Raw genomic sequence first — 22,585 nt, 5'->3', positions numbered from 1 at the left:
TTATCGGAGGCTCGTCATCACCGCGTCCAGCGCCTGCCTGCTCCTTGTTTCCTCAGGTTGGAGCAGCCCGACCAGCAGGACGGGGCGCGACTCGCGGGTGAGGAGCATCACTCTCAAGTACGCCGGACGATTCACCACATCTTGGTATTCCGCTCGTAGCGCACGAGTGTGGCCGTCGGGCAGCCGCCGATCCTCGACCACCGTCACGCGGTCCCCCCTGAGCAGCAGCCTGGAGTACAGCTCCGCCGCCTCCCTGGTGGCCTTCTCGGCGTCCTCGACCGGTCCCTGCACCGGCCTGGCCATCACCAGTCCCCCGTGACCGTCGCGTACGACCGAGGTGAACCCCGTGACCGGCGGCACCGCGCCCTCGCTCCACCCCTGCGGCAGCGTCGCCGCCACCCCGGCCAGCGCGTCGCTCAGCCTCCCCGTGTCGCCCGGCGGGCTCGTCAGCCACAGCGCCGCCGCCGTCGCCGCGGCCACCAGGCCCGTCCCCGCCGCCAGCGCCGCCAGCACGACCCCGACGCGCCGCCACCGCCGTGCCCCGGTGCGGTGGGTCCTGCGCGCGCCCGGGTCCTTCGGGGTGCCGTGGAGGCGGGCCGATGGGGGAAGCGCGTCGTCCCACTGAGGGTCTCGCACCGGCTCCTCGAACGCCGGTCCAGGCTCCTCGAACGCCGGTCCAGGCCGCTCGAACGCCGGTCTCGGTTCGCCGAACGGCGGGCTCGGCTCCTCGAACCTCGGTCTTCGGCGCGGCTCCAGGTCGAGCGGATGCGATCGGCGTCCCGGTGGATCGGGCCTCCCCCAGCCCGCGTCCCCGCGCGACGGCGCGTCCCGCCCCCAGCCCGAGTCCCCGTTCTGCGGGCCTTCCCGTGCCGAGTCCCCGTCCTGCGGGCCTTCCCGCGCCGGGACCCCGTTCAGCGGGCCTTCCCGCGCCAGGTCCCCGCTCTGCGGGCCTTCCTGTTCCGGGTCCCCTCGCGCGGGCCCCTGCCGCTGGGTGGCCGGGCGCACGGGCTCGTCCGCGTACGGACGCCCGCGCCGCCCCCAGGCCGGCGGCGGTTCCGGCGGACGTTCACGCGGCTCCCCCTCGGCCTCCGGGTCCCCTGGAGGAGGAGTACGGCGATGCCTGGGCCCCGGCTGCGGCGGCCAGACACGGTGATCACCCTCCATGAACACCTCCTTGCCCGCTGTCCTATCACTCCCCGCCACGACGATCAGGAGAACCGTGATCGCTGTGACGGGAGGGACGGAATTCAGCGGACGCGGCCGGCGAGCAGGGTCGCGCTGAGCGAGATGACCGCCATGAGCACGGAGATGACCAGGAACCCGGTGGCGATCTGGGTGGAGGAGTGGCCGATGACGTTCACCAGCGCGCCGCCGATGCCGATGGACAGCGCCGAGCCGAGCTGGTCGGTGACGGAGAGGGAGGCGGAGTTCGCGCCCTGCTCGTTCACCGGCGACTGCTTCATGGCCGTGATGCTGATGGTGGTGATGCCGAACCCCATCCCGAAGCCCGCCACGATCCACGCGGGCACGGAGATCCAGCCGGTCACCCCCGGCATGACGCAGAGCAGGCAGACCAGGATCGCGACGGTGACGCAGCCCGCGCCGAGCCTGATCCGCCGGTGCGCCTCGCCGGGCCGCCTGCTCTGCAGCCACGATCCGGCGGACCATCCGAGCGCCCCGGTGGTCAGCGCGATGCCGGCCGACGTCGTGTCGAAGCCCTTCACGTGCTGCAACGCCAGCGGGATGAAGGCGTTCACGCCGAAGAAGGAGGCGGAGAAGAACCCGCGCATGAGCACCGTCGTGGACAGCCCGCGCCGGAGCCGCAGCGCGCCCGGCGGCAGCAGCCGGTACAGGCCGTAGACCAGCAGGGCCAGCCCTGCCACGGTCTCCACACCCGCCGTCACGGCCGCGACGTGCAGCCGGTCCACGCCGTGCAGCAGCAGCCCGGCACCGCCGGCCGTCGCGGTGGCGGCCAGCGTCATCGCCACCGGCCTGGACCGCGGCCCCGTGCCCGGCTGGGCCTCGGCGGGAGAGCCCATCCGCAACGCCGGTACGAGCATCACCAGCGCGGGCACGACCAGCGGCACGATCCCGTAGAAGACGTAGCGCCAGCCCCAATGGCCGCCGACGAACCCGGCCACGGACGGCCCCACCATGGCGGGCACCACCCAGGCGGCCGACACGGCGGCGAACGCCTTGGGCCGCACCTCCATGGCGTACACGCGGGCGATCATCACGTACAGCGCCACGATGGAGGCCCCGCCGCCCAGCCCCTGCACGGCCCGCGCCACGAGGAACATCCCGGCCGAGCCGGACGCGCCGGCCAGCGCCATGCCGACGGCGAACAGCACCACTCCTGCCAGGAACGGCAGCGCGTAGCCGCGGCGGTCCGCCCAGAGGCCGGCCACCACGTTCATGAACAGGCTGGCGATGAGGAAGGCGGAGAAGCTGAGCCCGTACAGGTCGAGGGCGTCGAGCTCCTCGGCGATGGCGGGCATGACGACACCGACGGACATGCCCTCGAAGGCGATCAGCGTGACGACCAGCAGGATGCCTAAGGTGGCCGTGCGGTACTCGGGGCCGAGGATTCCCGCGGGCTTGTGGGGAGTGTCGAGTGCTTTTGGTGCTGTCACCTACATATCTTAGACGGGGCCCGACATGTCAGACAGCGGGCGTGCTGCGGTAGGCCGCCCACATCTCGTGCATCCGGTCCGCCTGCCCGGCCGTGAACTCCCACATGCACCGGTCGTGCGCGTAGTCCATGTAGTTGTGCGCCGGGTCCTGCCCGTCCTGCGCGGGGCAGGTGTCCTTGCCCTGCGGGCACGCCTCGGTCGGCCTGGCCTCGGGCGAGGTGTCGTCGATGCCGTCGCCTGGCGCCTTGCAGCCGTTCTCGAACGTGTGGAACAGGCCGAGCCAGTGGCCGATCTCGTGCACGCCCGTGAAGCCCTTGTTGTAGTCGCTCATCGCCCCGCCGGGCAGGCTGCGCCAGTCGATCACCACGCCGTCGAGCGCGGGCGCGCCCGCGTACCAGTAGGGGTAGCTGGCGAAGCCCAGCATGAGCTCGCTGAGCTGGGCTATGTAGAGGTTGAGCGTGTCTGCGCCGCCGACGTGCAGCGCGCTCTTCATGTCGCGCTCGCTGCGGATCGGGTCGCCGAACCAGGCGGGCTGTTCCTTGACCGAGATGCCGTCGAGGCGGAAGCGCACGCCGGTGTCCACGCCGCCGAACTTGCCGCCGTACGCGGAGTTCAGCGTGTCGATCTGGGCGTGGACGGCCGCGTCGGAGACCTTGCGCTCGGCGCCGGAGGAGATGATGTGCACCCGCGTGGGGACGGTGATCGCGCTGGGCGGCGTGACCCCGTTCAGCCGCTCGCCCAGCTCGGCCATCACCATGGCCACGTCCTGCGGCTTCGGCGAACGCGGCCCCGGCCGCCCCGGCACGCGCCAGGGCGCGCGCCCACGCGTACGCGCCGCGGCGGCTCGTCCGGTCGCGGGCGGCACCGCGGCAGGCCCGGCCGCAGGCAGCGCCGCGGCGGTGCGTTCGGATGCGGGAGGCGCCGTGGCGGCGCAGGCGGCCGTCAGGGCGGCGGCGGGCTGGAGCGGCGGCAGCAACCCGGCCGCGAGCAGGCATGCCAACGAGACGGCGGACGCGCGCCGGACCATGCGGTACCCCCACTACGATATGAGCTGGTCTGGCTACAGACCGTAGCTCCACGCGCGGGGATTACCGCACAGCAACACTCACTGCTTGTCGTCGCCGCCCTCGCCGCCGCCCGGCGGCAGGCCCTCGTAGATCTCCTTGCACTCCGGGCAGACCGGGTACTTCTTCGGGTCGCGGCTGGGCACCCAGACCTTGCCGCAGAGGGCGCGGATGGGCGTGCCGGTCACCATGCTCTCGGTGATCTTGTTCCTGTCCGCGTAGTGGGCGAACCGCTCGTGATCGCCGTCGCCGTGCGACGTCCGCGGAGTGGTCTCCTGCTCTGGGAGGATCTTCGTGCTCACCCCATTGAGTTTATGCCCGCCCGCGACCGCCCCCCGCAACGCACCACGGCCCCCGCCCCCTGCGGGACGGAGGCCGTACAAAGCCGGACGGCCCCCGCCCCTGCGGGACGGAGGCCGTGAAAAGGACCGGACCGGTCAGCCCATGTGCACGGGCGCGCCCTCAGTCTTCCTGCCCGCCCTGACGAAGAGCGTCAGCGCGGCGGTCAGCACCGCGACGCAGGTGCTCACCAGGAAGGCCAGGTGCATGCCGTCCATGAACGACAGGTGGATGGCGTCGCCGATCTGCTCGGGCAGCCCGGGAGGCGCCTGACCGAAGGCGGCGGCCTTCTCCAGCCCTTCGAGCTGCGCCGGCGGGATCCCGGCGGCGACGGGGCCGAGGTGGCCCGGCAGCGTGTCGGAGATCTCGGCGGCCATCACGGCGCCCAGGATGGCGGTGCCGAGCGCACCGCCGACCTGCATGGCCGACTGCTGCAGGCCGCCCGCGACGCCGCTCAGCCCGACCGGCGCGTTGCCCACGATGATCTCCGTGGCGCCCACGAAGACCGGCGAGAGGCCGAAGGCCAGCAGCACGAACGGGATGCCGCTCTCGATGAACGAGGCGTCGATGGACAGCCGGGACATCAGGAACATCGCGAGCGCGGTGACCAGCAGCCCGGCCCCCATCGTGATCTTCGGCCCCAGCCTGCCGAGCGCCATGCCCGCCAGCGGCGAGGCGACGATCATGCCCGCGCTCATCGGCAGCATGCGCAGACCGGCCTCCAGCGGCGACAGCCCGTGCACGCCCTGGAAGAAGAAGCCGAGGAAGAACATCGCGCCGAACATCGCGAAGGCGACCATCATCATCAGGAAGGTGCCGATGGAGATGGACGGGTTCGCGAACAGCGACAGCGGCACCAGCGGCTGCTTGGCCCTGCTCTGCCAGAACACGAACGCGGCCAGGAGCACCACGAACGCGCCGATGAAGGAGAGCGTCGTGCTGTCGCCCCAGCCCCACTCGGGCGCCTTGATGATCGTCCAGACGAGCGAGAACATCGCGCCGGACAGCAGCACGACGCCGAGCCAGTCGATGCGCGCGAACGTCTGCGAGCGGTTCTCCTTGATCAGCAGGACGCCCATGATCAGGGCGATGACGCCGACGGGCGCGTTGATGAAAAAGACCGACTCCCAGTTGACCTTCTCGACCAGCACGCCGCCCACGATCGGGCCGGCGGCGCTGGACAGGCCGATGATCGCGCCCCAGGCCCCCATCGCCTGGTTCAGCTTCTCACCGGGGAACGCGCCACGCAGCAGCGCCAGGGCGGCGGGCTGCAGCAGCGCGCCGAACAGACCCTGCAGCACGCGCAGACCGATCAGCGCGCCGATCGGGGTGACGCCGGGAATGATGTCGGCCAGTTCGGCGCTGAGCCCGATGCCCACGGAGGACAGCGCGAAGCCTCCCACACCGATGAGAAACACTCGCTTGTGCCCGAACAGGTCGCCGAGCTTGCCGGCGGTGATCAGGAACACCGCGAGCGCGAGCAGGTAACCGCTGGTCACCCACTGCAGGTCGGAAAGTGTCGCCTTCAGGTCGGCCTGGATGACCGGGTTGGCGATGCCGACGACCGTGCCGTCGAGCATCACCATGATCACGCCAAGGCTCACCGCCAGCAGCACAAGCCACGGGTTGCTCCCCGTCCCCGGCTTGCCAGGGCCGGACGAGGACGGTGCCGCGACCGCCTTCGTATCAGCCATTGAATCCCCCTCAAAGCACCCACATCAGGGCATAGATCTCGTAAGTCTCAGGTAATCTACTGTCAGTCTGTGACGTGTGACAAACGACTTTTATTCGTCGTCCTATGACTTATGGCACACTGTGACAGAAAGGTTTCGAGGGAGTGACCACAGTGGGTCTTCGGGAACGCAAGAAGGAGAAGACGCGCCTGGCGATCCTCGACGCGGCGCTGGACCTGTTCCTCGAACAAGGATACGAGTCCACCACGGTCGAGCAGATAGCGGGGGCCGTCGAGATCTCCCCCCGCACCTTCTTCCGCTACTTCACCGGCAAGGATCACCTGGTCCTGCTGTTCCACGACCACGCCGAGGACCTCATGCTGGAGGCCCTGGCCGGCCGGCCGGCCGACGAGCCGCCCTTCACCTGCCTCATGCAGGCGATGCGCGCCGTCCTGGCCGACCTCGAGAGCTCAACACCCGAGGACGCGCGCAGATTCCTGAAGCTGCGGCGGCTGCTCGACGAGCATCCGCGCCTGGTCGGCCTGTCGGTGGCCAGGGGCGCCGAGACCGAGCGGCACCTGGCCGAGGTGATCGCCGCGCGCCGGGGCGTGGACGCCGACCAGGATCAGCTCACGCACCTGATCGTGGCGTTCGCGATGTCGACCATGCGCGTCGGGTTCGAGTGCCCGCGCCGTGACGGCACGATCGGGGAGGTCGGGCGCCGGATGGCGGAGAGCATCGCGCTGGCGGAACGCTCCCTGCGCCCCGGCTGGGACGTGTAGTCAGTTCATGGTGGGGTCGTCGGGGCAGGTCGCCACGAAGGCCAGCTCGCCCCGCTGACGCCGGAGCACCCGCCGCCACAGCGAGGCGGGATCGGCGTGAAAGGTGTCGCCGACCTCGGAGTCGACGACGTACCAGGCCCCCTCGGCGATCTCGCTCTCCAGTTGCCCCGACGTCCAGCCCGCGTACCCCGCGAAGATGCGCATCTGCGCGATCTCCCCCTGGAGGATTTCGGGCGGCGCGTCCAGGTCGACGGTGCCCAGCCGGGCCACCGCGTCGGTGCCCGCGTGCAGGCGGCGCCACCCCAGCGGCTCCTCCCCGCTCGGGACCGCCGCCAGCGCCAGCGCGCTGTCGGTCTGCACGGGCCCGCCCTCGAAGAGCACGGAGGGACCGGTCACGAGGGGATCCCACACAGGCAGCACCTGTGTCACCGAGATGTCACTGGGCCTGTTGAGCACGACGCCCAGGGTGCCGCCGTCGTGGTCGTGTTCGAGAATCAGCACGACGCTACGCCGGAAGTTGGGGTCGTCGAGAAGTGGCGTCGCCACCAGCAACCCGCCGACGTAGATCGCTTCCGCCATACCCTCCATCATGAAGTACCTGCGGGGGTGCGCGCTCCCCCAGTGTGTCGATGTTACTTTTCGTGCACGCTTGGGAACTTTAGGTAGCGATAATATGGCTCGGGGGAACATATGCGCACCAGACTCCGCTTCCTGTTGGCCGCCCTGCCGCTGGGCGCCATCGCTCTGCTGCCTTCCGTCTCCGACGCCCAGGAGCGCGACTGGCCCTGGCCGCGCCACGACGCCGGCGACCCGTTCACGATGACCGTGGACGACATGGGCTGCCGCTCGGGCAAGGTGCCCGTGCGGCTGCACAACCAGACCCGCCAGCTCGCCCGCTTCGACCTGAAGGCCGACGGCGCCAGCGTGGCGAGCGGCTCGATCCCGGCCCGCAAGACCATCGTGCGGCACGTGCCGGTGGGCAAGGGCAGCGGCGCGGAGATCGAGGCGTACTCGGTGAGCGACCACGAGCCCGAGACGCTGATCGACTCCAGCCACGTCGAGAACGACTGCCCGTGGGGGCATCGCCGCCACGGCCACCTGCCCTACACGGGCCCGCCCGCCGACCTCATGGGGAAGCTGGCGACGGCGGGCGGGCTCGTGGTGATGGGCGGGATCCTGTGGTGGTACGGCTGGATCTGGCCCCGCCCGAACCCCTGACCGATGATGCGGCGATCAGCCCGGCGGCGGCGCCACGACGAAGGCTCCGGCCCTGGCGGCGGCCAGCGCCCGGGCCACGGACTGCTCGGCGACCACCCGCGTCACCGGCTCTCTCGTGACCACCAGCCGGTAGTAGAGCGGGGCCGAGACCGCCCTGATCACCTCGCCACCGTCAGTGCCCTCGGGCAGTTCGCCGCGCCGCACGGCCAGGTCCACGACCTTGGCCCACTCCTCGATGCGGCGCAGGTAGAAGCCGCGCAGCGCCTGCGCCGCCTGCTCGTCGGAGGTGGCGGCGGCGATCACCGCCTGGAACGTCGCGCCGAGCCGCCCGTCGTTGAGCGCGTCGAGCACGGCCAGCGCGTTGGCGCGCAGGTCCGCCTCGACGCTCCCCGTGTCGGCGTGGTCGGAGGACTGGTTGGCCAGCTCGTTCATGAGGTCGGCCACCAGCCGGGGGGTGCTCCCCCAGCGCCGGTAGACGGTCGTCTTGCCGACGCCTGCCCTGGCCGCGACCTGATCCATGGTCAGGCCGTGGAAGCCGCGCTCGACCAGCTCGTCCTGGGTGGCCTCCAGGACGGCCGTGCGCACCCGGGCTGTGCGGCCCCCCGGCCGCACGGTTCCCGCAGAACGGGAAGGTTGGTCCATCAAGTCTCCTTCTCGGCATACATCGCACTATCGGCACACTTCCCCGGGTGTTCGGCATTGCCGAACTGCGTTAGGGTTCCCCTTGTGGGAGAGACGATTCAATCGGTGGAGCGCGCCGCCGCGATCCTACGGCTGCTCGCCTCCGGTCCACGGCATCTCGGGGTGGCCGAGCTGGCGCGGGCGATGGGCCTGCCGAAGGGCACGCTGCACGGCATCCTGCGCACCCTGGTCCACGTGGGCTTCGTCGAGCAGGACGCGGACACAGGGAAGTACCGTCTCGGCGCCACGCTGCTCCATCTGGGCAGCAGTTATCTCGACGTCAACGAGCTGCGCACCCGCTCCATCAACTGGGCCGACGCGCTGGCCGGCCGCAGCAGGGAGAGCGCCTGGATCGGCACCCTGCACGAGGGTCACGTCCTGGTCATCCACCACGTGTTCCGGCCCGACGACAGCATGCAGACGCTGCAGGTGGGCACGTACCTGCCGACGCACGCCAGCGCGCTGGGCAAGGTGCTGCTCGCGCACGACCCGTACGGCGAGGCCGCGCAGCCGCTGGAGCCCTGCACCAAGCACACGATCGCCGACCCGGCGGCCCTGGAGGCGGAGCTGGACCAGGTGCGGTCGCGGGGCTGGGCGGCCGAGATGGAGGAGCTGACGGAGGGCGAAGTGGCCATCGCCGCCCCGATCAAGGACCCGCGCGGCCTGGTGGTCGGCGCCATCGGCATCCGGGGGGCGGTCGAGCGGCTGGCCCCTGACGGCGGCCTGAACATGCAGTTCGTCTCGTACGTACGCGACGCGGCCCGGGCCATCACCCGCGACCTCGCCCGATGACACTTGAACAAGCTTCGGCGGACCACATACCATTCGTTCGGCATTGTCGAACCATGAGCCTTGCGAGGAACCCAGTGCCTCGATCGCACTACGTCGCAGCCATCGACCAGGGCACCACGTCCAGCCGGTGCATCGTGTTCGACGAGGCCGGCAACATCGTCTCCGTCGCCCAGCGCGAACACCGCCAGATCTTCCCCAAGCCCGGCTGGGTCGAGCACGACGCGGAGGAGATCTGGCGCAACGTCCAGGCCGTCCTCGCCGAGGCGGTCAGCGGGGCCGGCATCGAGGACACCCGGATCGCCGCCCTCGGCATCACCAACCAGCGCGAGACCACCGTCCTGTGGGACCGCGAGACGGGCCGTCCCGTCTGCCCCACCGTCGTGTGGCAGGACACCCGCACCGACGCGCTCACGCGCGCGCTGGCCGAGCACGAGGGCCTGTTCAAGGAGCGGGCCGGGCTGCCGCTGGCCACCTACTTCGCCGGGCCCAAGATCCGCTGGCTGCTCGACGCGTACGGGCTGCGCGAACGCGCCGAGCGCGGCGAGGTGCTGTTCGGCACCATGGACTCCTGGCTGCTGTGGAACCTCACGGGCCGCCACATCACCGACGTGACCAACGCCAGCCGCACGATGCTGATGAACATCCACACCCTGGCCTGGGACGACGAGCTGCTCGACGCGATGGGCGTGCCGCGCGCGATGCTGCCGGAGATCCGCCCGTCCGCCGAGGTCTACGGCCACACCGAGAAGGGCGTGCCGGTGGCGTCGGCGCTCGGCGACCAGCAGGCGGCGCTGTTCGGGCAGACCTGCTTCGCGCCCGGCGAGACCAAGAGCACCTACGGCTCGGGCAGCTTCCTGCTGATGAACACCGGCGACGAGCCGGTCGTCTCCAAGCACGGCCTGCTGACCACCGTCGGCTACCAGATCGGCGCCGGGCCGGCCACGTACGCACTGGAGGGCGCCATCGCGGTCACCGGCTCGCTGGTGCAGTGGCTGCGCGACAACCTCGGCCTGATCTCCAGCGCGGCCGAGATCGAGACGCTGGCCAAGACGGTCGACGACAACGGCGGCTGCTACTTCGTCCCTGCCTTCTCGGGGCTGTTCGCGCCGCACTGGCGCTCGGACGCGCGCGGGGTGATCGCGGGGCTGACCGGCTTCGTGAACAAGGGGCACATCGCGCGGGCCGTCCTGGAGGCCACGGCGTGGCAGACGCGCGAAGTCGTGGACGCCATGAACGCCGACTCGGGCCTCGACCTGACGACGCTGCGGGCCGACGGCGGCATGACCGCCGACAACCTGCTCATGCAGACGCTCGCCGACGTGCTGGCCGTGCCGGTGATCAGGCCGATGGTGGCCGAGACGACCGCGCTCGGCGCGGCGTACGCGGCGGGCCTGGCCACCGGCTACTGGCCGGACCTCGACACCCTGCGCGCCAACTGGCACAAGGCCGCCGAATGGCGGCCCGAGATCGACGAGGCGGCCCGCGAACGCGAGTACCGCAACTGGAAGAAGGCCGTGGCCCGCACCCTGGGCTGGGTCGAGCAGGAGGGATGACGGGGATGACGACCGCGATCGGCACCGACCGGGCGGAGGTCCGGCAGGAGCTGTCCACCACCACCTACGACCTGCTCGTGATCGGGGGCGGCATCCTGGGCACCTCGGTGACCTGGATGGCCGCCCAGGCGGGGCTGCGGGTGGCGATGGTCGAGGCCGGCGACTTCGCCGGAGCCACCTCCAGCGCCTCCTCCAAGCTCGTCCACGGCGGCCTGCGCTACCTGCAGACCGGCAACGTCAGGCTGGTGGCCGAGAACCACCGCGAGCGCCGCGCCCTGGCCGCCGACATCGCGCCGCACCTGGTCAAGCCGCTGACGTTCCTGGTCCCGATCTACAAGGGCGGGCCGCACGGGGCCGCCAAGCTGGGCGCGGGCGTGTTCCTGTACTCGGCGCTGTCGGTGTTCGGCGACGGCATGGGCAAGGTGATCACACCGCATCAGGCGCTGGCCAAGGTGCCCGCGCTGCGCACCGAGGGGCTGCGGGCCGCCGCCGTCTACGGTGACCACCAGATGAACGACAGCCGGGTCGCGGTCATGACCGTACGGGCCGCCGCCGACGCCGGCGCGACCGTGCTCAACCACGCCGAGGTCGTCGGGCTGCGCAAGACGTCCGGCAGCGTGACGGGCGCCGAGCTGCGCGACAGGCTCGACGGCGCCGAGTTCGGCGTGTCCGCCAGGCTCGTGCTGAACGCCACCGGCCCGTGGGTGGACCACCTGCGGCGCATGGAGGACCCGGACGCCGCCCCGAGCATCCGGCTGTCCAAGGGCGCCCACCTGGTGCTGCGCCGGCACGAGCCGTGGAAGGCGGCGCTGACCACGCCGATCGACAAGTACCGCGTCTCGTTCGCGATTCCGTGGGAGGACCACCTGCTGCTGGGCACCACGGACGAGCCGTACGAGGGCGATCCGGGCGCGGTCAGCCCGACGGAGGCGGACATCGCGCAGATCCTCGACGAGGCCGGCCACTCCGTGCGCGACGAGCAGCTCAGGCGCGAGGACATCACCTACGCCTTCGCCGGCCTGCGCGTCCTGCCCGGCGGCCCCGCCCAGGTGACGGCGGCCAAGCGGGAGACGGTGCTGTCGCGCGGCTCCGGCGGCATGCTGTCGGTCGCCGGCGGCAAGTGGACGACCTACCGGCACATCGGCAAGCACGTGCTCGACATCCTCGCCCACCTGCCTGGCCGGCCCCTGGGCGACGACCTGGCCGACATCCTGCCCGCCGTGCCCCTGCCCGGCCTGGCCAGCCCCGACGCGGTCGCCCTGCGCCTGTGGACCGACCGCGACCCGGGCGCCCGCATGGACCCGCTGGTGGCCAGGCACCTGGCCACGCACTACGGGTCGATCGCGTTCGAGCTGGCCAGGCTCATCAGGGAGGACCCCGCGCTCGGCGAGCGCATCCACCCCGGCGGGCCCGACATCTGGGCGCAGGCCGTCTACGCCCGCGACCACGAGTGGGCGGCCACGGTGGACGACGTCGTACGCCGCCGCACCACCCTCACCGTACGCGGCCTCGACACGCAGGACGTGCGCACCAGGATCGCGGCCCTGCTGGCCTGATCGCTCGCCTGAGCCGCCAGGAGAGGTGGCCAGGCGCCCAGCCTGGGCAGGGGGCAGGCATGCGTACTCCCATCAACGAAGCCCTGCTCAGGCACTTCACGGACCTGCGCGACGGCGGCCACGGCAGCGCCGTCACGCGGGAGGACAAGGAACGCCTCTTCGCCAGGACCGTCGAGCTCCTCGACCCCGTGGCGCGCAGAGCCCTCGACGAGGCCAACGCCGACCTGCTGCTCGGCACCGGGCAGGTGGTGGCCAGCGGGGTCACCCGGTCACGCGAGGGCGGCCTGAACGCGATGTGGTCGCTGACGTGGCAGCAGCAGCGGGAGAGCGGGATCCAGCCGATCGCGGTGGTCGCCCACTTCGGCTGCGACTTCCACCACCCGCACCTGCGCGGGAACACGGTCGGCGACTGGCCGCTGAACGTCTTCGACGAGGCGGACGCGGCCGGCCAGCTGGACACCCTGCGGGTGATCGCGGCCGGGGACGCGCACAACCTGGTGTTCCAGGAGAGCTACCGGCTGATGCCCGCGCTCACGACCCCGGCGCACCACGGGACACCCTGAACGCCGGACGCGATCAGGCCTCCGTCAGCCGCGCGCCGGGCACGATCGAGCCTCCGTAAGCCGCGCGCCCGGCGCGATCAGGCCTCCATAAGCCCGCGCGCCCGGTGCGATCAGGCCTCCGTGAAGCCGCGTGCCCGGCCGCCCGCCGACTCGCGCACGGCCGCGGCCACGGCGGTGGCCACGTCGGGGTGGAACACGCTGGGGATGATGTAGTTCGGCCCCAGCTCCTCCGGCGTCACGACGGCGGCCAGCGCGCCCGCGGCGGCCAGCAGCATCTCCTGCGTCACCCCGTTGGCCTGCGCGTCCAGCAGCCCGCGGAACACCCCGGGGAAGGCCAGCACGTTGTTGATCTGGTTGGGGAAGTCGGAGCGCCCGGTGGCCACCACGGCGGCGTGCTGCGCGGCCTCGTCGGGCGACACCTCGGGCTCCGGGTTGGCCAGCGCGAAGACGACCGCGTCCTTGGCCATGGCGGCGATGTCGTCGCCGGTCAGGATGCCCGGCGCGGAGACCCCCACGAACACGTCGGCGCCTTTGACGGCCCCGCGCAGGTCGCCGGAGTAGCCCTCGGCGTTGGTGTGGTCGGCGATCCAGCGCAGCGACTCGTCGAGGTCGTCGCGGCCCTTGTGAACGGCGCCGAGGTAGTCGCAGACGACGACGTTGCGGGCGCCGGAGGCCAGCAGCAGCCGCAGGACGGCGTTGCCCGCCGCGCCCGCGCCCGCCATGGTGATCTTGACGTTCTCGATCTTCTTGTTCACCACGCGCAGCGCGTTGGTGAGGGCGGCCAGCACGCAGATCGCGGTGCCGTGCTGGTCGTCGTGGAAGACGGGGATGTCGAGCAGCTCACGCAGCCGGCGCTCGACCTCGAAGCAGCGCGGCGCGCCGATGTCCTCCAGGTTGATGCCGCCGAAGCCGGGCGCGATCACCTGCACGGTGCGGACGATCTCGTCCACGTCCTGCGTGTCGAGGCAGATCGGCCAGGCGTCGATGCCCGCGAAGCGTTTGAACAGCGCGGCCTTGCCCTCCATGACCGGCAGTGCCGCCTCCGGCCCGATGTTGCCCAGCCCCAGGACGGCCGAGCCGTCGGTGACGACGGCCACGGTGTTGCGCTTGATGGTCAGCCGCCGCGCGTCCTCCTTGTTGCGGGCGATCGCCATCGACACGCGCGCCACGCCCGGCGTGTACGCCATGGACAGCTCGTCGCGGTTGCGCAGCGGCACCTTGGACTTCATCTCGATCTTGCCGCCGAGGTGCATGAGGAACGTGCGGTCGGACACCTTGTGGATGACGACGCCCTCGACGGCCTCGAGCTGGTCGACGATGGCCTGGGCGTGGTCGGTGTCCCTGGCGGCGCAGGTGACGTCGATGCGGAGCTTCTCGTGCCCCGCGTTGGTGACGTCGAGGGCGGTCACGACGCCCCCGGCCGACTCTACGGCGTGGGTGAGCTGGCTGACGGCCTTGCCGCCGGCCGGCACCTCGAGACGCACGGTGATGGAGTACGACACACTCGGGACGGTCGCCACGTCAATCGCTCCTTCGGGACTGACCAAGAATGCATCCATGTTAGGGGCAGTTGACTGTGACCTGACTCGACGCCCGCTCAATCGAGCGACTCGGCCGCCTTGACGATCAGCTCGACGCACGTCCTCACCGGGATCGTGGTGCTGTCGAGAACCAGGTGATATTGGCAGGGATCACCGGGATCGGCACGATAGAAGTGCCGCACGTAGGCGGCGCGGGCCCGGTCGTTGTCCTCGATGATGCGGCGGGCCTCGCGCTCGCTCAGCTCGCCCAGAGTGGCCGTCTGGCGGATGCGGCGCCGGAGCGGGGCGTCGAGCCTGACGTGCAGCGCGCCGGGATGCCCGGCCAGCACGACCGCCCCGGCCCTGCCCAGGAACACGCCGCCCTGGTTGCGGGCCATCTCGGTGAGCATGCGCTCCGTGCGCCGGACGAACTCCTCGGGCGCGAGCGGCATCGCGCCCGGCACGTACATGTCGACGCCGCCGAACGTGACCGTCGGCAGCCGCACGGCGCCCGCGAACAGCCGGCCGAGCCCGTGCTCGGCCCGGTCGTCGTGGGCCAGTGCCTCCTCCAGCGTGCAGCCGAGCTCCTCGGCCACGGCGCTGGGGATGGCGCGATCGACGAACGGCACGCCGAGCAGCTCGGCGACGGCCGGGCCTATCTGGCTGCCGGCCGTGCCGTATGTCGCCGATATCGTGACGACCCGCATATCTCCAGGTTAGAACAGGGCGCTGGCCAAAGCTCTGCGCGCCTTCGCCAAAGATGGGTCTTCCGCCGGCAATGCTTCGAACAGGCCGAGCAGGTGGCGCCTGGCCTTGTCGCGGTCGTCGCCCGAGGTGCGCTTGACCAGGGCGATAACGCGCGCGAACGCCTCATCGACCGCGCCGGAGAGCATCTCGAAGTCGGCGGCGAGCAACTGGGCCTCCACGTCGGAGGGGTCTTGAGCGCGCCGCTGCACGTCGGCGGGGTCGGCCAGGGAGGTGCGCTTGATCAGGTTGACCCCCGCCAGGCCCATCTTGGCGTCCTCGTCGCCCGGCACGCGGGCCAGCAGCCGCTGGTAGGCCTCGATCGCCGCGTCGAAGTCGCCGTGGTCGATGGCCTGCTCGGCCGCCATCAGGTCGGGGTCGGCGGGCGGCCCCGCCGGCATCTCCTGCCCGTCGTCCTCCGCTCCTGGCGGCCTGGCGTCGGGGTTGGCCTGGTAGAACTGCTCGACCGCGCCCATCAGCTCGTCGAGCCAGCGGCGCACCTCCTGCTCGGGCAGCACCTGCTGGAAGCCGGTGACGGCCTGCCCCTGGAAGATCGCCAGCACGGTCGGCACGGCCTGCACGCGCAGCGCCTGCGCGATCTGCGGGCTGGCGTCGACGTTGACCTTCGCCAGGACGGCCCTGCCGCCGAGGTCGCCGACGACTTTCTCCAGCACGGGGCTGAGCTGGGCACTGCCGGGCGCCCTGGGCGACCAGAGGTCGAGGACCACGGGCACGGTCATGGACCGGTCGATGACGTCGGTCGTGAACGTCTCCTCGGTCACGTCGACGATCGAGGCCGACGAGGCCGCCTGGGGACCTGCCGCCTCCCGCCGGGCCTGCGCCTCCAGAGCCTGCTTGCGCGCGCCCAGGTCCACCGCTCCGTAGAGGGACCCAGGCCTAGAGAAGTCCGCCATGCCCTTCATCTTGCCGCATGGACGAAGCCGGGAAGTCACCCGCCGCCACCCTGAGGGTGCGCAACTGGTCGAACATCTGGTGGAGTTCGTCCTCGGCGTACATCGTCAGGCCGAACTCGGCCGCCATCAGGTCGGCGGTGGCGCTGCGCACGACGGCGCGGCCCGCGTCGGTGATCTCCGCGAGCACGCCGCGGCCGTCGCGCGGATTGGGCAGGCGGCGGACGAACCCGGACTTCTCCAGCCTGTCCACCGTGTTCGTGACGCTGGTGGGGTGAACCATGAGACGTTCGCCGATCTTGGACAGTGGCAGCGCGCCCGTCTTGCTGAAGGTCAACAGGACCAATCCCTCGTACCTCGCGAAGGTCAAGTCGTATGGCTTCAGGAGCGAGTCAAGTTGCGACAGCAGGATCTGATGCGCTCTCATGATCGAGGTAACGGCTGCCATGGCGGCGGAAGGCCCGAAGTGAGCGCGCCAGCTCTCCGCGGCGCGGTCGATGGGGTCGAACGGCAGGTTGAGCGGCTTCGGCTGCGACACAGCGCTACGGTAGCGCGCCGCTCGTCCCGGTTCGTCTGGTCACTCTCAGCGACAGGCTTCTTCGCTTGACCAAGAATCCGGACATCAATCATCACGCTCAGTTATGGTTCTCCTACGTATGGTGACGCGGATGCCAAATCCAGCGGCCGTGGGGACGGCCGGGATCACGCCTTTTCCGCGTCACCGAGGGGCACGGGGGGTGCTTGATGAACGTCAACGGGGAAAAGGGTGCGTGAACACGCGGGCGTTTCACGAGAGGAGCTGAAGCACAGCGCGGCTGTGACAGTTGCCGTGCTGCTGGCTGTCGGCCTGTTCGCGGCGTGGAACGTCCTGATTCCTGGCGTGGACGCGTGGGAGAACATCGTGGCCGCGGTCATCGGCTCGCTCCGGCTGACCGGGCCCGTGGCGGCGGCCTTCGCCGCCTGGGTGGCGCTGCGCAAGCGCCGCGCGCTGCGCGGGCGCTCCCTCACGACGTGGCGGGCGCTCAAGGCGCCGCTGGCGATCGTGATGGTGGTGGTCGGCTCGTTCGGCGCCACGGTGCTGGTGCTGGCGGTCAAGACGGTGCTCACCGACCAGTCGGGCCGGCTGAGCCTGACCGGGCTGGCGATGGGCATGGCGGGGCTGGCGCTGTACTCGGTGATCGGCTGGGTGGCGGGCTGGGTGCTGCCGCGGCCGTTCACGCCGCCGCTGGCCGGGCTGGCCTGCTACGGGGTGTTCTCGTGGCTGGCCGACGACCGCGGCTGGGCCGACAAGCTGGCGCCGGGGACCGGGGAGCCGTACGACCTGTTCCAAGGTCTGAACGGGGCCCCGTTCTTCGACCAGACGATCTGGCTGCTGGGCATCACGGCGGCGCTGCTGCTCGGCTGGGCGGCGCTGGTCACCAGGCAGGCCCTGGTGCTGGCGTGCGCGCTGCTGGCGGTGCTGACCGCGGGGATGGGCGTGTCGCGGGTGCTGGCCCAGCCGAAGCCGGCGGCGGCCGTGGACATCGCCTACACCTGCCAGGAGTGGCCGATCACGGTCTGCATGCATCCGGGGATGCGGGCGGGGCTGACCGAGCTGGGGGCCGCGTTCACGCAGATCGCCTCGCGGCTCGCCGGGACGCCCGCCGCGTTCACCCGGGTGGAGCAGCGCCCGCTGGACGACCCGCTGAAGCCGTCGAACGGGCTGGCTCCCGTGCACGTGCCCGACCTGTCCTCCGGGTTCGCGGAGGAGGCGGCGCACGAGTACATCGAGGCGCTGGCGCCCAGGTGCCAGAGCGCGGTCGCGGAGGGCTACCGGCAGATCGTGGTGGCGTGGCTGCGCGGTGAGCCTCTGCCCGGCACGCCGCTGCCCGAGCACCACTACGCGACGACGTCGTTCTCCTCGTGGAGCGAGCACCAGCGCAGGGAGTGGCTGCGCATGTTCTACAGCGACTTCCAGGGGTGCCGCCTGTCGAGCACGCACTTCGGCGGTGGCCCCTCGCACGCGCAGGTGGCGCCGTCGGTGCGGCCGACGCCCGAGTCGAGCCACGTCTACCCGGTGTATCCGGGCCCGAGCGGCGCCACTCCGGCCGGCTCGGCGCCGGCCGTGCCGGGCACGGGCGTCACGCCCGGCGCCTCCGGCAGCAGCTACACGCGGGAGGCGCCCGCCGAGCGGTGGACGCCCGACACGTCGGGGGTGAGCTGGCCGGTGTTCGACCCGACGCCGCCGCAACCCGCCCAGGCCCAAGCGGCGCAGGCCCAAGCGGCGCAGGCCCGACCCGCCCATGCGCAACCCGCGCAGGGACGATCCGCGCAGGCCCAGTCCGCGCAGGCCCAGTCCGCGCAGGCACAGCCGCAGGAGGACACGTCCGTGCAGGCGGCCGGTGAGTCCGCTCCGGCCCGGGCCGCCGAGGCGGCGGCACAGGCCCGACCGGCGGCGCAGGCCCGACCGGCGGCGCAGGCCCGACCGGCGGCGCAGGCCCGACCGGCGGCACAGGCTCAGCCGGTGGCGCGGGCTCAGGCTGGGGGCGCGGCGAGGGCTTCCGAGCAGGTCACCGCCTCTCGCGGGCGCCCGGCGCACGGCTCGCCAGGAAACGGACACGGCTGGGGAGCCAAGATGTCACCAAAGGGCTGGCAATGATGATCGCCTGAAGGGTAGTCATGCTCGCATGACGACTTCCCAAACGGCGTCGCCCGAGGTGACCTCCGGGCGACGCCGCCGGTGGCGATATCTGGCCGGTCTCCTGGTGCTGGCCGTCCTGCTCCTCGTGGGCGCCCGGGTGGCCTGGTCGTGGCTGAACCCGATGGGCGAGCAGACCATCGACCGCAGCCAGCCGGTGCTGCTGCAGTCGATCAAGGACCTGAGCCGGTTCGAAGCCGCGACGGGGACCTTCCAGGTGGTCGTGGACCTGGAGAAGGACGCCAACTTCCTGCCCGACGCGATCAAGGGCACGCGCACGCTGTTCGTCGGCGCGGGCGGCGTGGACGCGTACGTGGACTTCTCCGCCATGACGGAGAACGGCGTGACCGTCTCGCAGGACCGCACCGAGGCGACCATCCGCCTGCCCCGCGCCCAACTGGAGAAGCCCAACCTGGACAACAGCCGCTCCTACGTCTTCGCCCAGCAGCGCGGCCTGTTCGACCGGGTCAGCGACTTCCTCTCCGGCTCCCCCACCGACCAGCGGGAGCTCTACCTCCTGGCAGAGAAGAAGATCAGCGAGGCGGCGGTGGCCAGCGACCTGCGCGCCAGGGCCGACGCCAACACCAAGAACATGCTGACGGGCATGCTCAAGTCGCTCGGCTTCTCGAAGGTCACCGTCAAGTTCACCGACGAGCCCTAGGCATCGTCACCTGCGCCTTAGGCGTCCCGTGCACCCTCCTAGGTACCTCCCTGGCTGCGCTTGTGCCGAGAGATAAGGCATACGCCCGATGTGCCGGAGGGGGCCTTAGGCCGAATCTTGAGAGTGCAGGGAACAAGACAAGGGAGCAGTCGGATGAACGCCGAACTCGAATACACCATGATGCAGCACCACGCCGCCGAGCTGCGCGCCGCCGCCGCCGAGCAGCGCCGGGTGCGTGAGGCGAGCAGGACCAGGCCGGTCGAGCGGCGTCACCGCTCGGTCTTCGCCCGCTTCCTCGCTTCATGACCGTCCACAAGCAGCCCGGCCGCATCCTCCCTCGCGGCCGGGCTGAGATGCCCCCTTAGGGGGCTACGACGCCTTCGGCCCGAATTCCTGGTCGAGCCGGAGGCGGAACGCCACGAAGCCCCGGTCCCCTTCCTGGTGGGACCGGGGCTTCGCGCTGTTCCGAACCGCTCGAAGCGACCCGTCAGAGCAACCGGTCACAGCGGCTGGCGGCGCATGCCCTGATCGCTCGGCGCGGGCGCCGCGCTGGCCTGCCCAGCCGACAGCTCGATCCGCCGCGCCGCCCGCGAGGCGGGGCCCAGGTCGAGGTAGCGGCTGGAGCGCCGGTGCCCCGCGCAAGCCCCGGCCTGCCAGTCCCGCAAGCCCTGGACGTACCGGGCGATCCGGCCCCGCTCCTGCGTGCCCAGCCCGCTCTCCTCGATCAGCGCGGGCAGCTCCGTCAGCACCGCCGCCTCGAACTGCCGCAGCCGCGACGTGCGCAGCTCGTTCACCCGGTCGGCGGCCTCCTGCACCCCGCAGCCGAGGAAGCGCCGCAGCACCAGCATCCCGTTGTCGGGGGCGCTCTCCTCGCCGACCTCCCGCCAGTAGGAGTACAGGTCGTTGAGCAGGTGCACCGCGTCGGTGAAGGTGTCACGCAGCACCGTGACCGGCCGCGTCCCGACGACAGGGGCGGGCAGCTCGGCGCCGGCCACCCGCTCGACGAGGTCCGCCGCCCACGCGGCGCCCCCCGAGGTGCGGCGCAGGCCGAGGTGCTCGATCGGCTCGGGTACGCGGTACGTCCCCGCGTCCTCCAGCTCGCGCAGGCAGCCCCGCATGAGCGCCTGCGTGCTGGCCGCGAACCTGAGCCGCCAGCCCCGCGAGGACCCGGGGAACGTGCGGGGCCACAGGTCGGCGAGCCCGCGCTCGGCCGGGTTCGCCGGGCGGGGCGTGCGCGGGGAGTCGGGCGGGGTGAAACGGCGCAGCCGGTGCAGGTACGCCTTCGCCCTGACGCGGGCGCCCGGCCGCTTGAACACCTGGGTGAAGTGGTCGTCGAACCAGCACGCCCAGACGTACCAGTCGGAGGCCAGCTCCAGCTCCCTGGGCGCGGCGTCCGGATGGCCGTAGGCCGCCAGCAGCGGGATCGCCATGGACGTGAACCGCGCCTCGTCCCAGACCCGCGCCCCGCCCCGGTCGACGTGGTCGAGCAGGCCCGTCCACCTGGCCCAGGTCGTGGAGTGGGCGCGCGCGGCGTCGGCGTGCGGGCTGAGCAGGGCGGGGGTGGGCTGGTAGAGGGCGGGGATGACGAAGGAGGGGGACGGATCAGGGGGCATGGGGCGCGATCCTCCGCTCGGAACAGGTGCTTTCGACGAGACCGGATGACCTCCGCGAGGAGGCACGAGGCTGGAGGAGTTGACGCTCTTGCTGGGGCGATTTTGAAGGATGTGACTCCATTATGAACACGTGGAGTGATGTGATCACAACCCTCAGTCAACGGCGCCGGACCGGGTGAGCAGATCGGCGTACCAGCCGTCGTAGGGCCTGTTCGTCGCGGGATAGCTGGCCAGCGGGTCGGTGGCCTGGCTCGCCGAGTCGAAGTCCCAGCCGCGCGCCAGCTTCCCTGCCTGCCGTGCCGCGGTGATGAACGACGACGCGTTGGCCTGCGCCGCGTAGAACAGCGCGCCCTGCCGCAGCTCCGCGCTGTCGCCCTGCTGGAACTCGGTGAAGGCGACCTGCCGGTAGCGGACGCGGTCGCCCGCGTGCCTGTCGGTGTCCACGCGCAGCGTCTGCGCGGACGTGGCGCCGTCCGCGCCGGTCCACACGCGGACGCGGGAGCCGCCGCTGGTGGCGGTGGTCTTGTCGAAGCGGGCGTCGGAGGTCCTGGCGTTGCCGCTCCACGCGACCGTCCCGGCGCCGGCGTCGAGCACGCCGTCCCACTGCCAGTTCTGGCTGGAGCTCTGGCTGCGGTGGATCTCGCGCAGCCGCGTGCCCGCCGGGTCGGTGAACCTGACCGTCGGCAGGACGCCGTTGTCGTACCTGCGGCTGGCCGACCAGGTGATCTCGCCGTCGGCGCCGATCCTGCCGGTGCGGTACCACAGGGTGGTCGCGCTCTGCGACTGGTGCACCTCGACCAGGTCGCCGTCGTCGTTGAGCGCGACGGCGGGGGTGACGCCGCTGTCGTACCTGCCGTGGCGCAGCCAGGTGACGCGGCCGTCGGCGCCGTACGCGCCGCTCCAGTACCACAGCTCGCCCGAGCCGGAGTCGTGCACCTCGACGACCTGGCCGCGGGCGTTGATCGCGACGGCCGGGTTGTGACCGGTGTCGCGCACGTACGAGCCGCGGGTCTTCCCGTCGCCGGAGATGAGCGCGAGGACGCGGCCCCGCAGCGCGTCCACCGTCGGCGGGGTCGCCGGGTAGTCCTCCGCCCTGAGCAGCCGCGCGCCGAAGACGGAGGTGAGCTGCTGGTTCAGCGCGGCCAGGTTGCCCGCGGCATGGGAGGTGTTGTCGGTCAGGTCGTCCTTCACGTCGAGCGCGACGACGATCGGCGCGGCGGCGGGGTGCTGCGCGGACCAGGCGTCGATGGCGGCGAGCCAGTCGCGCAGGAGGTTCGAGGCGGGGTTGCCCGCGTGGTCGACCTGGTGGCCAGGGGAGTCGTGGCCGATGGAGTAGTCGCGGGAGGTGGCGTAGCCGTTGTCGTGGATGTCCAGCTCGATGAAGCGGATGCCGTGGTCGAGCTGGTAGGCGATGGAGTTGCGGGCGCCGGCGATGTTGCCCGAGTAGCTGTTGTGGGTGGCGCGGAAGATCGCCGAGGGTAACGGGACGTCGGCCGCCGCCTCGGCGGTGCCGCTGGTCAGCAGGGCGGAGGCGGCGAGGGTCAGTACGGCGGGAACGGCTCCGATGCGAGGCACTCCCTGATCTTCATCTCGGCGGCCCGCCGC

Annotated in this window: 22 protein-coding genes; 9 read left to right on the top strand and 13 right to left on the bottom strand. The window is 71.5% G+C overall.

What is annotated here, in order from left to right; all coding sequences use genetic code 11:
- The 5 genes from ABD331_RS07870 to ABD331_RS07850 all read right to left on the bottom strand — a co-directional run bounded on the left by ABD331_RS07870 (nucleotide 1) and on the right by ABD331_RS07850 (nucleotide 5,730).
- On the bottom strand, nucleotides 1–1,164 hold the full coding sequence (locus ABD331_RS07870; RefSeq protein WP_344472094.1) for a hypothetical protein: 1,164 nt from the start codon (nucleotides 1,162–1,164) through the stop codon (nucleotides 1–3).
- A gap of 83 nt (nucleotides 1,165–1,247) precedes the next feature.
- On the bottom strand, nucleotides 1,248–2,633 hold the full coding sequence (locus ABD331_RS07865) for an MFS transporter (protein ID WP_344472092.1): 1,386 nt from the start codon (nucleotides 2,631–2,633) through the stop codon (nucleotides 1,248–1,250).
- Nucleotides 2,634–2,661: 28 nt separating this feature from the next.
- The gene (locus tag ABD331_RS07860) at nucleotides 2,662–3,660 is read right to left on the bottom strand and encodes a zinc metalloprotease (protein WP_344472090.1); all 999 of its coding nucleotides are present in this window, start codon (nucleotides 3,658–3,660) and stop codon (nucleotides 2,662–2,664) included.
- Nucleotides 3,661–3,738: 78 nt separating this feature from the next.
- Nucleotides 3,739–3,999: a DUF3039 domain-containing protein gene (locus ABD331_RS07855; protein WP_148435018.1), complete on the bottom strand. Its 261-nt coding sequence runs from the start codon at nucleotides 3,997–3,999 to the stop codon at nucleotides 3,739–3,741.
- Between the two features lie 135 nt (nucleotides 4,000–4,134).
- On the bottom strand, nucleotides 4,135–5,730 hold the full coding sequence (locus ABD331_RS07850; RefSeq protein WP_344472087.1) for an MFS transporter: 1,596 nt from the start codon (nucleotides 5,728–5,730) through the stop codon (nucleotides 4,135–4,137).
- A 143-nt stretch (nucleotides 5,731–5,873) separates the two neighbouring features.
- On the opposite strand from ABD331_RS07850, the gene ABD331_RS07845 reads away from it, so the two are divergent.
- A complete protein-coding gene (locus ABD331_RS07845; protein ID WP_344472085.1) occupies nucleotides 5,874–6,491 on the top strand; it encodes a TetR/AcrR family transcriptional regulator in 618 nt (205 codons plus the stop codon).
- On the opposite strand, the gene ABD331_RS07840 is transcribed toward ABD331_RS07845, so the two are convergent.
- Nucleotides 6,492–7,070: a YqgE/AlgH family protein gene (locus ABD331_RS07840; RefSeq protein WP_148435015.1), complete on the bottom strand. Its 579-nt coding sequence runs from the start codon at nucleotides 7,068–7,070 to the stop codon at nucleotides 6,492–6,494.
- A 111-nt stretch (nucleotides 7,071–7,181) separates the two neighbouring features.
- Between ABD331_RS07840 and ABD331_RS07835 the strand changes: the two genes are divergently transcribed.
- The gene (locus ABD331_RS07835) at nucleotides 7,182–7,709 is read left to right on the top strand and encodes a hypothetical protein (protein ID WP_344472083.1); all 528 of its coding nucleotides are present in this window, start codon (nucleotides 7,182–7,184) and stop codon (nucleotides 7,707–7,709) included.
- Between the two features lie 15 nt (nucleotides 7,710–7,724).
- On the opposite strand, the gene ABD331_RS07830 is transcribed toward ABD331_RS07835, so the two are convergent.
- Nucleotides 7,725–8,351: a TetR/AcrR family transcriptional regulator gene (locus tag ABD331_RS07830; RefSeq protein ID WP_344472081.1), complete on the bottom strand. Its 627-nt coding sequence runs from the start codon at nucleotides 8,349–8,351 to the stop codon at nucleotides 7,725–7,727.
- Between the two features lie 84 nt (nucleotides 8,352–8,435).
- Here ABD331_RS07830 and ABD331_RS07825 point away from each other — a divergent pair, with 84 nt between their 5' ends.
- The 4 genes from ABD331_RS07825 (at nucleotide 8,436) to ABD331_RS07810 (ending at nucleotide 12,854) form a co-directional block, all read left to right on the top strand.
- Complete coding sequence (locus tag ABD331_RS07825; RefSeq protein ID WP_344472079.1) at nucleotides 8,436–9,182, top strand: IclR family transcriptional regulator; 747 nt, start codon at nucleotides 8,436–8,438, stop codon at nucleotides 9,180–9,182.
- A 74-nt stretch (nucleotides 9,183–9,256) separates the two neighbouring features.
- A complete protein-coding gene (glpK, locus tag ABD331_RS07820; RefSeq protein ID WP_344472077.1) occupies nucleotides 9,257–10,735 on the top strand; it encodes a glycerol kinase GlpK in 1,479 nt (492 codons plus the stop codon).
- A gap of 5 nt (nucleotides 10,736–10,740) precedes the next feature.
- Nucleotides 10,741–12,291 (top strand): glycerol-3-phosphate dehydrogenase/oxidase, encoded by a 1,551-nt coding sequence (locus ABD331_RS07815; protein ID WP_344472074.1) that lies wholly within the window; start codon nucleotides 10,741–10,743, stop codon nucleotides 12,289–12,291.
- A gap of 59 nt (nucleotides 12,292–12,350) precedes the next feature.
- On the top strand, nucleotides 12,351–12,854 hold the full coding sequence (locus ABD331_RS07810; RefSeq protein ID WP_344472071.1) for a hypothetical protein: 504 nt from the start codon (nucleotides 12,351–12,353) through the stop codon (nucleotides 12,852–12,854).
- A 110-nt stretch (nucleotides 12,855–12,964) separates the two neighbouring features.
- Here ABD331_RS07810 and ABD331_RS07805 read toward each other — a convergent pair whose 3' ends face one another.
- The 4 genes from ABD331_RS07805 to ABD331_RS07790 form a co-directional block, all read right to left on the bottom strand.
- Nucleotides 12,965–14,374 carry an NAD-dependent malic enzyme gene (locus ABD331_RS07805; protein ID WP_344472069.1) on the bottom strand — a complete coding sequence of 470 codons (1,410 nt, stop codon included), beginning with the start codon at nucleotides 14,372–14,374 and terminating at the stop codon, nucleotides 12,965–12,967.
- Between the two features lie 77 nt (nucleotides 14,375–14,451).
- Entirely contained in the window at nucleotides 14,452–15,081 is a 630-nt protein-coding gene (locus ABD331_RS07800) for a cytidylate kinase-like family protein (RefSeq protein WP_344472067.1), read from the bottom strand.
- 9 nt (nucleotides 15,082–15,090) lie between these two features.
- Nucleotides 15,091–16,032 carry a tetratricopeptide repeat protein gene (locus ABD331_RS07795; protein ID WP_344472065.1) on the bottom strand — a complete coding sequence of 314 codons (942 nt, stop codon included), beginning with the start codon at nucleotides 16,030–16,032 and terminating at the stop codon, nucleotides 15,091–15,093.
- A complete protein-coding gene (locus ABD331_RS07790) occupies nucleotides 16,016–16,567 on the bottom strand; it encodes a MarR family winged helix-turn-helix transcriptional regulator (RefSeq protein WP_344472063.1) in 552 nt (183 codons plus the stop codon). The genes ABD331_RS07795 and ABD331_RS07790 overlap by 17 nt, the downstream gene beginning before the upstream one ends.
- A 279-nt stretch (nucleotides 16,568–16,846) precedes the next feature.
- Between ABD331_RS07790 and ABD331_RS07785 the strand changes: the two genes are divergently transcribed.
- From ABD331_RS07785 to ABD331_RS07775, 3 genes are all read left to right on the top strand, one after another.
- Entirely contained in the window at nucleotides 16,847–18,667 is a 1,821-nt protein-coding gene (locus ABD331_RS07785; protein ID WP_344472062.1) for a hypothetical protein, read from the top strand.
- Nucleotides 18,668–18,695: 28 nt separating this feature from the next.
- Nucleotides 18,696–19,367, top strand: a complete 672-nt coding sequence (locus ABD331_RS07780; RefSeq protein ID WP_344472060.1) for a DUF4230 domain-containing protein — start codon at nucleotides 18,696–18,698, stop codon at nucleotides 19,365–19,367.
- 153 nt (nucleotides 19,368–19,520) lie between these two features.
- The gene (locus ABD331_RS07775; RefSeq protein ID WP_187414375.1) at nucleotides 19,521–19,673 is read left to right on the top strand and encodes a hypothetical protein; all 153 of its coding nucleotides are present in this window, start codon (nucleotides 19,521–19,523) and stop codon (nucleotides 19,671–19,673) included.
- A gap of 194 nt (nucleotides 19,674–19,867) precedes the next feature.
- On the opposite strand, the gene ABD331_RS07770 is transcribed toward ABD331_RS07775, so the two are convergent.
- Both ABD331_RS07770 and ABD331_RS07765 read right to left on the bottom strand, forming a co-directional pair.
- On the bottom strand, nucleotides 19,868–20,980 hold the full coding sequence (locus ABD331_RS07770) for a terpene synthase family protein (RefSeq protein WP_344472058.1): 1,113 nt from the start codon (nucleotides 20,978–20,980) through the stop codon (nucleotides 19,868–19,870).
- A 153-nt stretch (nucleotides 20,981–21,133) separates the two neighbouring features.
- The gene (locus tag ABD331_RS07765; protein WP_344472057.1) at nucleotides 21,134–22,555 is read right to left on the bottom strand and encodes a PI-PLC domain-containing protein; all 1,422 of its coding nucleotides are present in this window, start codon (nucleotides 22,553–22,555) and stop codon (nucleotides 21,134–21,136) included.
- Nucleotides 22,556–22,585: the final 30 nt, after the last annotated feature.

Source organism: Nonomuraea monospora (assembly GCF_039531895.1).
In the GTDB taxonomy this organism is placed as follows: Bacteria; Actinomycetota; Actinomycetes; order Streptosporangiales; family Streptosporangiaceae; genus Nonomuraea; species Nonomuraea monospora.
Note: the sequence above shows the minus strand (reverse complement) of the source record. Positions and strands in the feature narration are given on the sequence as shown.

Bases quoted from the DNA above. Each gene is read 5' to 3' on its own strand.
- ABD331_RS07775 (WP_187414375.1), top strand. From the start codon at position 19,521: ATGAACGCCGAACTCGAATACACCATGATGCAGCACCACGCCGCCGAG.
- ABD331_RS07840 (WP_148435015.1), bottom strand. From the start codon at position 7,070: ATGGCGGAAGCGATCTACGTCGGCGGGTTGCTGGTGGCGACGCCACTT.
- ABD331_RS07815 (WP_344472074.1), top strand. From the start codon at position 10,741: ATGACGACCGCGATCGGCACCGACCGGGCGGAGGTCCGGCAGGAGCTG.
- ABD331_RS07810 (WP_344472071.1), top strand. From the start codon at position 12,351: ATGCGTACTCCCATCAACGAAGCCCTGCTCAGGCACTTCACGGACCTG.
- ABD331_RS07800 (WP_344472067.1), bottom strand. From the start codon at position 15,081: ATGCGGGTCGTCACGATATCGGCGACATACGGCACGGCCGGCAGCCAG.
- ABD331_RS07835 (WP_344472083.1), top strand. From the start codon at position 7,182: ATGCGCACCAGACTCCGCTTCCTGTTGGCCGCCCTGCCGCTGGGCGCC.
- ABD331_RS07870 (WP_344472094.1), bottom strand. From the start codon at position 1,164: ATGGAGGGTGATCACCGTGTCTGGCCGCCGCAGCCGGGGCCCAGGCAT.
- ABD331_RS07830 (WP_344472081.1), bottom strand. From the start codon at position 8,351: ATGGACCAACCTTCCCGTTCTGCGGGAACCGTGCGGCCGGGGGGCCGC.
- ABD331_RS07770 (WP_344472058.1), bottom strand. From the start codon at position 20,980: ATGCCCCCTGATCCGTCCCCCTCCTTCGTCATCCCCGCCCTCTACCAG.
- ABD331_RS07795 (WP_344472065.1), bottom strand. From the start codon at position 16,032: ATGGCGGACTTCTCTAGGCCTGGGTCCCTCTACGGAGCGGTGGACCTG.
- ABD331_RS07850 (WP_344472087.1), bottom strand. From the start codon at position 5,730: ATGGCTGATACGAAGGCGGTCGCGGCACCGTCCTCGTCCGGCCCTGGC.
- ABD331_RS07860 (WP_344472090.1), bottom strand. From the start codon at position 3,660: ATGGTCCGGCGCGCGTCCGCCGTCTCGTTGGCATGCCTGCTCGCGGCC.
- ABD331_RS07780 (WP_344472060.1), top strand. From the start codon at position 18,696: ATGACGACTTCCCAAACGGCGTCGCCCGAGGTGACCTCCGGGCGACGC.